Annotated in this window: 8 protein-coding genes; 2 read left to right on the top strand and 6 right to left on the bottom strand. The window is 62.3% G+C overall.

Annotated features, from left to right (window positions below; all coding sequences use genetic code 11):
• Nucleotides 1-975: AAA family ATPase (locus JX325_RS07935; protein ID WP_204790624.1), on the top strand; the 975-nt coding region annotated here is incomplete at its 5' end.
• Between the two features lie 1,230 nt (nt 976-2,205).
• Here the strand turns inward: JX325_RS07935 and JX325_RS07940 are convergent.
• The 6 genes from JX325_RS07940 to fliD form a co-directional block, all read right to left on the bottom strand.
• Nucleotides 2,206-4,182, bottom strand: a complete 1,977-nt coding sequence (locus tag JX325_RS07940) for a cell division FtsA domain-containing protein (protein WP_307819257.1) — start codon at nt 4,180-4,182, stop codon at nt 2,206-2,208.
• A 205-nt stretch (nt 4,183-4,387) separates the two neighbouring features.
• The gene (locus JX325_RS07945) at nt 4,388-6,160 is read right to left on the bottom strand and encodes a methyl-accepting chemotaxis protein (protein ID WP_204790625.1); all 1,773 of its coding nucleotides are present in this window, start codon (nt 6,158-6,160) and stop codon (nt 4,388-4,390) included.
• A 69-nt stretch (nt 6,161-6,229) separates the two neighbouring features.
• The gene (locus JX325_RS07950; RefSeq protein ID WP_204790626.1) at nt 6,230-6,967 is read right to left on the bottom strand and encodes a cell division ATP-binding protein FtsE; all 738 of its coding nucleotides are present in this window, start codon (nt 6,965-6,967) and stop codon (nt 6,230-6,232) included.
• Between the two features lie 146 nt (nt 6,968-7,113).
• A complete protein-coding gene (locus JX325_RS07955; RefSeq protein ID WP_204790627.1) occupies nt 7,114-7,500 on the bottom strand; it encodes a hypothetical protein in 387 nt (128 codons plus the stop codon).
• 9 nt (nt 7,501-7,509) lie between these two features.
• Nucleotides 7,510-7,887 (bottom strand): flagellar export chaperone FliS, encoded by a 378-nt coding sequence (fliS, locus tag JX325_RS07960; protein ID WP_204790628.1) that lies wholly within the window; start codon nt 7,885-7,887, stop codon nt 7,510-7,512.
• 27 nt (nt 7,888-7,914) lie between these two features.
• Nucleotides 7,915-10,674 carry a flagellar filament capping protein FliD gene (fliD, locus tag JX325_RS07965; protein WP_204790629.1) on the bottom strand — a complete coding sequence of 920 codons (2,760 nt, stop codon included), beginning with the start codon at nt 10,672-10,674 and terminating at the stop codon, nt 7,915-7,917.
• 165 nt (nt 10,675-10,839) lie between these two features.
• Here fliD and JX325_RS07970 point away from each other — a divergent pair.
• Nucleotides 10,840-11,629 (top strand): ParA family protein (locus JX325_RS07970; protein ID WP_204790630.1); only part of this gene is annotated, 790 nt, incomplete at its 3' end.

Here is an 11,629-nt window from a genome sequence, read left to right on the forward strand (position 1 = left end):
GACAAGGGGCGGGCCGTGGAGGCCGCCGCTTTCCGGCTCTACAGCCATGCGGGGAAGAAGGCCCCGGCCCGCCCCTTGTCCCTGGTCTTCCACGGGCCCACCGGCGTGGGGAAGTCGGAGCTGGGGAAGGCCCTGGCCCCGGCTCTGGAGCGCTGCTGCGGGCGGCGGTACTCCTTTGTCTGGACGGAGCTGAACACCTTCACCGAAGCCCACTCCGTCCATCGCCTCACCGGCGCGCCGCCGGGCTATGTGGGCTATGAGGACCAGCCCGTCTTTGAGGCAGTGCGGCGGGACCCCTTCNCCGTCTTCATGTTCGACGAACTGGAAAAGGCCCACCCGGAGGTCCTGAAGGTTTTCATGTCCATCCTGGACGAGGGCCGCTGCACGGCCCGCAGGGCCGACGAACAGGGAAACCGGGAGCTGGACTTCCGCCGCTGTATCCTCGTCTTCACCACCAACGCGGACCTGACGGCGGCGGGTGGGCGTCCCCTGGGCTTCTCCCAGGACCGCGCCCCCCTCCGGGAGAAGGCGGCGGACCCGGGGGAGCCCGCCGGACCGGCGGAGCTGGCGGAGCGGCTCTTCCGGGAAAACGAAGAAGCACGCCGGGCGATGGTGCGCCTCGGCGTGCTTCGGGAAATCGCGGGCCGCTTCAGCGGCGTCATCGGTTTTCGCGCCCTGGATGGGGAGGCCCGGCAAGCCGACACCGTCAAACAGATTGCGGCCCTGGGCCGGGAGTACGGCGTGGACGTCGTCCGGGTGGCCCCGGAGACCGCCCGGGCGCTGACGCCGGGGCGGGACGCCCTCTCCGTCCGGTCCTCCGCCTGCGTGCTGGAGAGCCTCTTAGCCCCCCTGCTCACAGCGGCGCAGGGCCGGACGGCCTACCGCTTAACGGGACTGCCCGGAAGCCTCCGGCTGGTTCCGGATCACTCNCACTCCAGCTCCACCACCTTNTTGACGCTCTCGTCCAGCTTATAGAGCTTTCCGTCGGTAGACAAGAAGTAGCTTCCGGCAAACCGGTTGCCCTCGCCGTAGATATTCACCCGCACGCAGATGGACCCGGCAATGCGGACGGACCCTTCCTGCGGAATCATCTCATAGGCCTCCATGGACTCGCCGGGCAAGCCCAGCTTGGAGGGATGGATGGCCTCCAGGTCCGACAGGCCCCGCCTGGGAGCGGAGGGAGCGGACGCTTCCGGCTTCGGGTCGTGGACCCGGCCCTCCAGCGTATCCAGCAGCACGGAGCAGCTGGTTCCCTCCCAGCTCAGCAGCAGGGAGGAAACCCCTCCGCCGGTTCCATCTTCCCCCTTGGGCTCGTTCCGGGCCAGCTGGACGGAACCCTGCGCGGCGAACTCCTCCGGCGGATCGATCCGCAGCAGCGTCTCGTCCACCACGGAGAAGCCCGCGTCCTCGCAGGTCATAACCGCCGTATAACCGGCAATCAGGCCGGCGGGGTTCTTCAGCCCCTCGTAGCGGTAGAGGGTTTTCGGGGGAACCTCCTCCGTTTCAGCGGCGGGCTCTTCCGTTCCGGCGGGCTCCTCCGCCTGCCCCTCTTCCCCGTTCTCTTCGGAGGCGTCTTGCTCCTTGTCTTTTTCTTCCTCCTCCTCCGGCTCCGCGGGGGGCTCCGGCTGGACCTCCTCCTGGTAGACCAGCACCTCTTCCCCGCTCACCGGAAGGGCGGTGATGTGGACCTCGTTCAGCACGTACTCCAGCGGAATCTGGATGGGCTCCAGCTCCTCCGCCTCCTCTTCCCCGCCGCCCTTCAGGAAGAAGAATGCCCCCACGCCGACGGCGGCGGCCAGCACCGGGATGAGAATAAGCAGCAGTTTCTTCTTGCCCTTCTTTTTCTTTCCCTCTGCTTCACCGCCCTCGCCCTCTTTCGCGGGCCCGGAGGACTTGGAGGCGGCTTTGACCAAGGCCTTGGCCTTTTTCTCCTCCGCCTTTTGCGCGGCCGCCTGGGCCTTCTTGGCCACAGCCTCGGCCTTTTTGGTCTTGGCGGCGGCTTTTTTTGTGGCGGCGGCGGCAGCCTTGGCGGCTTTTTTCTGGGCCAGGGCCTCCTGCTTTTTCCGCGCCGCCTCGGCCTTTTTGCCGGCGGCTTCCACCTGCTGGGCGGCTTTTTTCGCCTTGAGCTCGGCCTTTTGTATGATCTTATCAGCCTTATCCTGTTTCAACGCTTCACTCTCCTACTTATACTCAAGCGGCCCGCTTTCAGTGGATGGTGATGGAATCCCGGTCCTTCACCGCCTGGCTGAAACCGCATTCCGTTCCGTTCACCGCCAGGCGGACGGGGCCCTCCAGCTTCTCGAAATCCACGCCGGACCGCTCCAGCAGGTCCATAACGTAATAGGGCTGGCCGTTCTCCTTGGGCGGCAGAACCACGGGCTTGCCGTTTAGGAGGATCTCCACCTCCCGCTTGCGGATTCGGGGCTTCACCGGCTTCGGGGGCTCCGGCTGGGGAGGCTCCTCAGAAACCGGCTCCGCCTTCTCCTCCGGCAAAGGCGCCGGAGGCGGGGCGTCGGGTTCCGGCTGGGGGGCGGTCTTTTCCGGCTTCTCCGGCTGCTCCGGCGGAAGCTCCGGCAGCGGGGGAATAAGGCCCGCCGGGCCCTCCAGCGTCAGGATCACATCCCCCTGGCGCAGGGGGGCCTTCCGGTCACCCTCCCGGTTGTTCAGCAGCACCCGGCCGGAGAAATCCTTCCCCAGCAGCTCGCCCAGGGTCTTGGCGGCGTCCCTGCCGCTGCGGGCGGGCTGGAAGCGGATGCTGTCCCCCGCGTGGACCACCGCGTTGATGGCCGCCTCCTCCCCGTTCACCCGGAGAATGGCGGGCGCGGCGGGCTCGCCCCGGAGGACCATGCGCCGTCCGTTGAGGGTCACCCCCAGGTTCTTCCCGGAGCGGCCCAGCATGTCGGCGTAGGTATAGCCGTTCATCAGCAGAATGNCCCGGACCGTCAGCGTCCCGCTGCGGAAGAGCTTGGCGGTCTCCCCGTTGAGGGTGATGACATAGCTGTCGTTCAAAAGCCCCAGGCCCGCGGAAATGGCAATCCCCAGGGGCGTGGCATACTCCGGGTTGTTCAGGTCNATCTCGTCGGCAAAGGCGCTTTTGGCAAAATTGTTTCCGGCGATGGCCACCCGGCGCTCGTCCATCCCTAAGCTGGCGGCCACCTTCTCCCGGAGCCCCTCCAGCTTGCTGCCGCCTCCGGCCAGGAACAGCGCCGAGGGCGCGCCGCCGTTGANCTCCGTCNCCTGGACGGCGATGGCCTCCGCCAGGCGGCCCNTGGGCTCTTGAATGGCGGCATANANCTCCTCAAAGGCGGCGGTGTTCTCCAGGCCGAGGATATCCGTGTAACAAACGTCCTCCCCAGGGCGGAGATTCCGCTTCATCTCCTCAGCGGTCTGNAAGTCCACCAGGAAGGTCTGCATAATGGCCTCGGTAATCTCATCCCCGGCGATGGTGGCCATGGTGTAGCCGGTGACGCTGCCGTCCCGGCAGACGGCGATATCCGTGGTTCCCGCGCCGATGTCCACCAGCGCCAGGTTCAAAAGCCGCAGCTCCACGGGGATGGCGGCGTTCATGGCGGCGATGGGCTCCAGGGTCAGGCTGGAGACCTGGAGGCCCGCCGTCCGCATGGCGGCATAAAGGCTCTCCACCACCTCTCCGGGGAGGAAGGTGGCCACCACGTCCGCCTCCGCTTTTTGCCCGTTGTGGTCCAGCAGGGAGGCCAGGGGATAGTTGTCCAGCCGGTACTGCGCCACGGTGTAGCCCACCATGAAGAACTGCCTCCGGACCTCGTCCTCCATCTGCAGGGCCTCTTCGGCGGCGGAGAGGGCCCCCGCCTCCAGGCGGCTGATGGTCTCGGCGCTGATGGTTTTCTCCGCGCTGATATCCATGGTAAAGCTGCCGCTCTGGGTCCGCAGGGCCCGCCCGGCGGCGGNCACGCAGACCCGCTCCANACGGACGCCCAGGCGCTCCTCCAGGCGGTCCGTCACCGTCCGGGCCAGGGTGCCCACCTGATGGATGTTATCAATTTGTCCGTCCAGCATGGCGCGGCTTCCGTGTTCCGCCATTTCGATGTCCAGGGCCTTGAACCGGCCCCCGGAGGGCCTGCCCACAACGCCCACGACGCTGCGGGTCCCGATATCCAGGGCAAAGATCAAATCCTGCTCCTGGGCTCTCAAATCCTTCATCATGCGACGCTCCTTTTCCTGCCTCTTCATAACCGATTCTCAAGCGCATCGACGATAGAGGCGCANATGATGCCAGAAAGCGGCACCGAACCGCTTTCTGGCATCATGGCAGGGAACTCTACTGCCAGCGCGGGATGGCGCGAGTGGTCCTGCGTTCATTCCATGTCCATGACANCTCGCGTCTTACTTTGGCCGGCGGAACAACCGCTTAGTACTTGCTGAAGGCGCTTCCGCCGCTGGTGTAGCCGGTGTCATAGGAGGTGTCGGCGCTCTCCTCCGTGTAGGCGGGGGCAGTGTAGGTGCTGGTTCCGCTGTCGTTGCGGAGGCGGAACTTGCTCAGCAGATCCTTCATCAGGCTGGCCTGGCTGCTCAGCTCCTCGCTGGCGGCGGCGGACTGCTCGGAGGTGGCGGAGTTGGTCTGCACCACGCTGGAAATCTGGTCGATGCCCTCGGTGACCTGGGCGATGGCAGAAGCCTCTTCCTCCACGGCCTTGGCAATCTCCTGGAGGGCGGACATGGACTCGTTGGTGGCCTGGACCGTCTTGTCCAGGGACTCGGAGACCCGCTTGACGATTTCGCTGCCGTACTGAACGGAGGTGATGGAGTTGTCAATCAGCTCCTTGGTGGCCTTGGCGGCCTGGTCGGACTTGGTGGCCAGGTTGCGCACCTCGTCGGCTACCACGGCGAAGCCCTTGCCGGCGGAGCCCGCCCGGGCGGCCTCTACGGCGGCGTTCAGCGCCAAGATGTTGGTCTGGAAGGCAATGTTTTCGATGGTGGCGATGATCTTTCCAATCTCCTCGGAGGAACTGGAGATTTTCTCCATGGCCTTGACCATCTCTTCCATGTAGTCGGCGCTCTCCCGGACCCGCAGGTCGGCGTTCTTGGAGTGGTCGATGGCATCCTCGCTCCGCTTGGCGTTGCTCTGGGAGCGGCTGGAGATCTCGGCGATGGTGGCGGACAGCTCCTGAACGGCGCTGGCCTGCTCGGTCGCGCCCTGGGCCAGGGCCTGGGCGCCGGTGGACACCTGGTCGGAGCCGGAGGAAACCTGCTCGCCGCTGAGGCTGATCTGGGCCAGGGTGTCGCTGAGGCTGCGGTTGATAATCTGGATGGACTTGAGCATGTCGGACAGCTCGCCCACGTAGTACTGCTCGGCCTCGGTGCGGCAGTTGAAGTTGCCCTCGCCCATCTCCTCCAGGAGGCGGCAGGCGTCCTTGATGACGCNGTCCAATACCTTCTGGCTGGTCCGCAGGGCGTCGCACATCTCGCCCAGCTCGCTTTTGCTCTCATAGTCCACGGGGATATCCAGCTTGCCCTCGCTGAAGCCCACCAGGGCGGCCCGGACCTTCTCCGTGGGGATTACGATGCTCTTGATGATGATCAGGGCCAGCCGNAGCANCACCAGAGTGGCAATNATCATAGCTACCACAATGCAGATCATGGCAATGTTGGAAACCGTGCTCTGCCGCTTGATGATGGNTTCCTGCTCCGCCTGGAGCTTGGCGGCCAGTCCTTCGCCGGCGGTGGCCATTTGATTCAAAGCGGGAGTGCAGTCATTGACCAGCATCTCGGCTGCCTTCTGCTGGTTTGTACGGGCCGTCTCGCCGATGCTGGCGGCCTCCTTCTCCCAGGCCTCCACCAGGCTGATGAAGGAGTTCAGCTCAGTCTTGTCGTCCAGGGGATAGGTATTGGACAGCTCGGTCAGCTGGGCGCTCAGCTCACTGATTTTACTGTTCGTGGCGTCCACATTGGTCATGTCGCCGGACAGCACCGCGTCCCGCAGATTCCGGGCGGCGATGTTGTAGCTGATGCGGCACTCGGACACNAGTTCATTGGACGCCACGTACTTATCCAGAATGTCGGTGTACTGCCCCTTCTGCATCGCCATCAGGACCAGCGACACGATGATGATGATCGCGGAAACAACGATGGTGATCCCGAACCCCATAATCAGGCTCTTCCTGATCTTCATGTTTTTTATCATTTCCTGCTTCCTCCTCGTTTTCTTAAATGCGTCAAGATTTCTTTTATTCTAATCGGCTTCCCGAGGCTTTCACACCACGTCGCCGTATCTTCCCTTCTCGACATCGCCGAAAATCTTCCCGTCCACCAATGTAATCACCCGCCGGCGCATGATGTTGACATACCGGCTGGCGTGGGTGGCCATGATGACGGTGGTGCCCATGCGGTTGACCTCCTGCAAAAGCTGGAACATATCCCAGATGTTGTCGTCATCCAGGTTGGCCGTGATCTCGTCCAGCACCAGAATGGGGGGGCTGTTGATAAGGGCCCGGGCCAACTCCACCCGGCGGCACTCGCCAATGGACATCTCCACGGGATACCGGGCTTCCACGCCCCGCATCCCCACCAGGCCCAGCACCTTCTTCACCCGGAGATCCACATGCTTGCCGCTTTCAAAGCGGCGCCGTCCCACCTGGGCGGCCACCCAGAGGTTTTCCTCCACGGTCATTTTCCGGATAAGGCTGTGCTCCTGCTGGACCTTGCCGAAGAGGATGGCCATGCGNTTCTGGCTCCAGGGAATCAGCTTGGAGAGGTCCTTTTTATCCAGGTACACCGTGCCCTTGTCGGGCCTAATCTTCCCGGAAATCAGGTCCAGCATCTTGCTCTTGCCTGCGCCGCTGCTGCCGACCAGGAAGACAAACTCCCCCTGCCGGATGGTCAGGTTGATATCCTCCACGCCGACCTCATACTTTTTACCCTTCTGCTCTTTTTGCTGCCGTCGGTCCAGCTTATAGTTCTTTGTCACATTTTCCAGCGTAATCGTGGGCATACTCTGCGCTCCCGTAGTCTTGAATCATGCCTCCGGCGAACTGGGCTTCGTCCTCCGCCGGGCGGCGGTTTCCCGGTATCCGTCCTTACGCGCGCAAAGGCGGGAGCCCGGACAATCCGGCCGGGCTCCGGCTCTCGCGCGTTGTCTTATTTGTAAATGGACTTCTCTCGCGCCAGCTTGCGGTTGACCACCTGGTCCAGCTCCACAAGCTGCTTCAAGACCCGTTGATTCACGCCGATCTGGGCCGTCAGCGGAGCCTCTTCCGCCGACTCCGCCGCCTCGCCCCTCAAAATGGCGGAAAGGCGGGCGGCAGCGGAGGGCGGCAAGCTCTGCCGCTGCTGGTCCAGGGCCTGGCGGGCCCTGGACAGCTTGTCAATGGGCTCCTGCCGCATGGAAACCAGCATCTGCGCCGAAACCTGATCGTCCCGGTCCACGGCGTCCGCCAGCTGGCGGGTCAAATCCAGGGCCTCGTTCAGCGCGGTATAGATTCGTTTCAGCTGTACGTGGGCATCCATCAGCGCCGGTGCTTCCATCTTGAATCCCTACTTTCCCGAGTCTCCGCTCTTTTGCGCCTGGCNGNAGGCGNCCCGCAGTTCGCCCACCATGCTTTTCACATGGGTCAGGACCTCCTTGCGGCGGCCGATTTTCGCCCGGCCCAGCTCATAGGTAAAATACTCGTACAGCTGGGCCAGGTTTTTGCTGATGGGATACTGCCGGTCCAGCGTGGAGTCCAGNTAGTCGATGATGGCGACCGAACGCTCAATGGAAGCCTCATAGACGGGGAAGTTTTGCTGATCCAGCATGAGCTCCGCCTGAGACAGGCGTTTATACAGCTCGTCATACAAAAGCAGCAGCAGCTCCCCCTGGGTCATGGTGTTGACGCTTTGCTCCTTGTATGACTGGAAGCCTTTCATATCCATTGTTTGTGGATCACCGCCTTTTTAAAATCAGCCGCCCGCCATCAGCTGGGAGAAGTAGGAGCTCTGGGAGTTCATCTGCTGGATGAGCTGCTCCAAGCGGGAGAACTGGCTGGTGTAGTGGTCAATCTGGTCCTCCATCTTGTCCTGCCAGCGCTCAATTTGCGAGNCGATGTTGTTGAGCTCTTTTTGAATGGTGTTGTTGTACATGGTGCTGGGGGCCAGGGGAGAGCCCGCCTTTTCCACCAGCACGCCCTTGCCGCCCTCGGTCTTGCCGTAGATATCCAGGGGCTGCTTCAGGGCCTGCATCAGTCCGTTGCTCTTGGCGCCGGACTCCACGCTGGANGTGAAGGCGTCCCGGACCTTATCGGGGTCGTTGTTCAGGGCGGCGCGGAATTTATCCTCGTTGAACTCCAGGGTAGTCAGGCCGTTGGAGTAGTTTACGGTGATGCCCGCCTCCCGCAGGGCCGCGCCGTGCTCGCCGGTCATGGAGACGGCGGAGGTCAGGCGCTGATAGAGGGACGCCAGGTCCCGGTCTCCGAAGAGGATGCCCTGCTTGGCCTTCTCCGTCCAGTTCTTGACGGCGCTCTCGCTCATCTCCTCCTCGTCTTCGGAGGTCAGAGGCTCATAATAGGCGCCGTTGGACCGCTGGGCGGGGAGGGTGGAATAGGCGTCCTTGATCTCTTTCGCCATGGCGTTGTAGTCTTCCACCATCTNCTTGACCACGTCCACGATTTTGTCCGCGTCGGAGCTGGTCTCAAAGGTGACGCCTTCCGCCTTNGTATCCTTGATGGCCGTTTTGTTCATGACCGCGCTGCCTTCCACGGCCTGGGACGCGTCCGCGTCAAACCGGAGGCGGTTCTGGGCATCCACACGGGCATAAACCTGAGCCCCGGCGTGGTTTGTAAAGGTCAGCTTTCCGTCCGCGCCAATGGTGCCATAGACGGTTTTCCCGCTCTTTTCGTCCGTGAATTCCAGATTGCCCTCATTTTCAGAGGCGGCTTTCTCTACGCCCTGGAAGCTGAAGAGCAGTCTTCCATCTTTGTCCTTCGCCTGCTCGGACTCATACTGGATATTTCCGTCTTCGTCCGTCTTATAGCCAAAAGTCCCCTTGAGGCTGATGGTCATGCCGTCCATTTCCACATCGTTGGAGCTCCGGGTAATCTCTCCCAGGGAGGTGCCGTTGACGCTGGCCTCAAAGATGGCGTCCTGTCCCGCGCTGTAGTCCTCAGAATTCGTGTCGACCTTGCCGAACAGCGCCGCCGCCATGGAGTCGTCTCCGCCGAAGTCGATTTCGCTGGCCGCGCCGGTATCCTTAGCGGTGAAGGTCAGCTCGTTGGTCAGTTTGGAATAGCCTACCTTGACCTCGGAGTCGCTGTTGCTGTTCATGGCGTTGAAGACCGTGCTCAGGGCCGTGTCTTCGTTGAACTGGCCGACTTCCTTGCCGTTGACTTTAAAAGAGTAGAGCTGTTTGCCGTTGGCATCCGTCGCCAGCTTATTGGTTTTGTTCCCCTTGGAATCCAGGACATAAGCTTTCTCAAAGGTGGAGAAGTCCTTGCCCTTCATCAGCTCGCCCAGGGTCTTCCCGGTGTTGAGGTAGCTGGTCACCCGGTCGCTTTCGCCAAAGCCCAAAATCTCGCCCTTGGTGGAGCCAATGGCGAAAGTAGATCCTTTCGGCGCGTCGAACTGGAACTGGATGCCATTACCGTCTCCGTTCGCGTCGCTGATGGTCAGTTTTCCCTTGCCGAAGGCGTCGTCAATGCTCTTTTGGAACGCCTTGACATAGGCCGCGNCCCGGTCCGCGCCGGTCAGGCCCTTGACCGCGTCCTCTCCCGGCAGCTTGACGGTCTTGGTCTTGCCGTCCAGGGTGATTTCCATGCTGGCGCCCCGGGTGGACAGGTACTCCAGCGTGCTCATCTTTTCCGTGTCCAGGGCGCCGNCGGCGAGNGTCAGGNACNTGATCTGCNTGCCCNCCTCGGTGCTGGGTTCACTCCCTCCCAGAAGCTGCTCCTGCACGCTTCCGGTGGCGCCGCTGACATAGACCCCGTTTTTCTTCGGGTCCGCGAAGGTGATTTTGCCGTCCGCGCCCACCTCGGCCTTGACCACATTGTCCAGCCGCTCTTTGCCGGTGTAGGTTTTGGTTCCGATGGAGACGCTCTGGCCCTCCAGCTNNTNGTTNATCTCCGCCNCCAGCTCGTCCGCGTTGGCGTAGGTCTTGGTTTCGTTGAAATTGACGGTCAGATAGCTCTGTGCGTTGGCGCCGCCGTAGGCCAGGGTCAACGAGCCGTTCAGCTTGCTGATGTCAATTTCCTTATCCAGGTCCAGCGTGCCGCTGGCGGAGGCGCTGACCTTATCCTGCCCGAAGGCGGCGGTGGTGCCGTCCAGCGCGGTGCCGCTGAGCTTATAGGTGGCGGCGGTGGCCAGCTGGCGCACCCGGTCGATGCGCACGTCGCTGCTGGCCCGGCCGACGGCGGACACCAGGTCCTTGTTGNNGCCCTTGGAAACCGTCTTCACCGCCTGGTCGAAGAAGCTGGTGGACATCAGGTTGTTGGCGGACCGGTAGGAGGTGTACNTTGAGAGGAAGGAGGACATCTTGCTGATCATGCTCCTGTAGGCGTCCTGCTTCCACTCGGTCTTGGTTCGTTTCTGGCTTAGTGCGGAGATTTTGTTTTTGTACGCGGAGATTGCGTTTTCGATCATGCTCTCCGTGTCCATGCCGCTGGCAAGGCCCGTAATCACATTTCGATTTCCATAGATACTTCTGGAACTGCTTACGCCGCTGACTGCCATATCATACAACCCCTTTCAGGAATTCTGGTGACGCCCCGGCCCTTTCGGGGCGGGGTCTATCGAAGTTAGAATTTTTTTGATATTCCTCTATGTTTTTTTATCGACATATAGTATAATAAAAATAAGAGGTCCCCGTTTAGTTTTTACAGTAAGGAGGAAAATCCTTTGACACAGGTCATCACTGTCACGAATCAAAAGGGCGGCGTGGGCAAAACCACCACCGTTTCCGCGCTGGTCTGCGGCCTGAAGCAGCGGGGCGCGCGGGTCCTGGGCGTCGATCTGGACCCCCAGGGCAACCTGGGCTTCACCCTGGGCCTGGACATCGNCGAGNGCAAAACCGTCTACGACGTGCTCACCGGCGCCTGTCCCATTGAGCGGGCCATTTCCCACACGGAATACGGCGACATCCTCGCCTCGGACATCATGCTCTCCACCGCCGAGGTGGAGTTCACGGCCCCCCGGCGGGAATTCATGCTCTCCCAGCAGCTGGACGTGGTAAAGCCCAACTACGATTTCATCATCATCGACACCCCGCCGGCCCTGAACATCCTGACCATCAACGCCTACGTGGCCTCCACCGGGCTCATCGTCCCCATGGAGGCGGAGGTCTTGAGCCTTGTGGGCGTCTCCCAGATTCAGGATACCATCGACACCGTCCGCAAGTCCTTCAACCCGAACCTGAAGGTTCTGGGCATCCTTTTGAATAAGTACGACCGCCGCCTGACCCTCTCCCGTGAGATTCTGGATCTGGCGGAATCCGTGGCGGAGCAGCTGGACAGCCAGGTGTTCCACACCAAGGTCCGCCGGAGCGTCAGCGTGGCCATGGCCCCCGCCCACGGGCAGAGCGTTCTGACCTACCAGCCCGGCTCGAAAGCCTCCGCCGATCTGCGCAGAATTGTGGACGCCGTGGCGGGCCCGGACTTCCCGCCCCCCCGTCCGGCCCCCCGTTCCAAGG

It is taken from the genome of Oscillibacter sp. CU971 (assembly GCF_905219725.1).
In the GTDB taxonomy this organism is placed as follows: Bacteria; Bacillota; Clostridia; order Oscillospirales; family Oscillospiraceae; genus Oscillibacter.

Coding starts and splice junctions, on each gene's coding strand:
- JX325_RS07955 (WP_204790627.1), bottom strand. CDS start 7,500: ATGGAAGCACCGGCGCTGATGGATGCCCACGTACAGCTGAAACGAATC.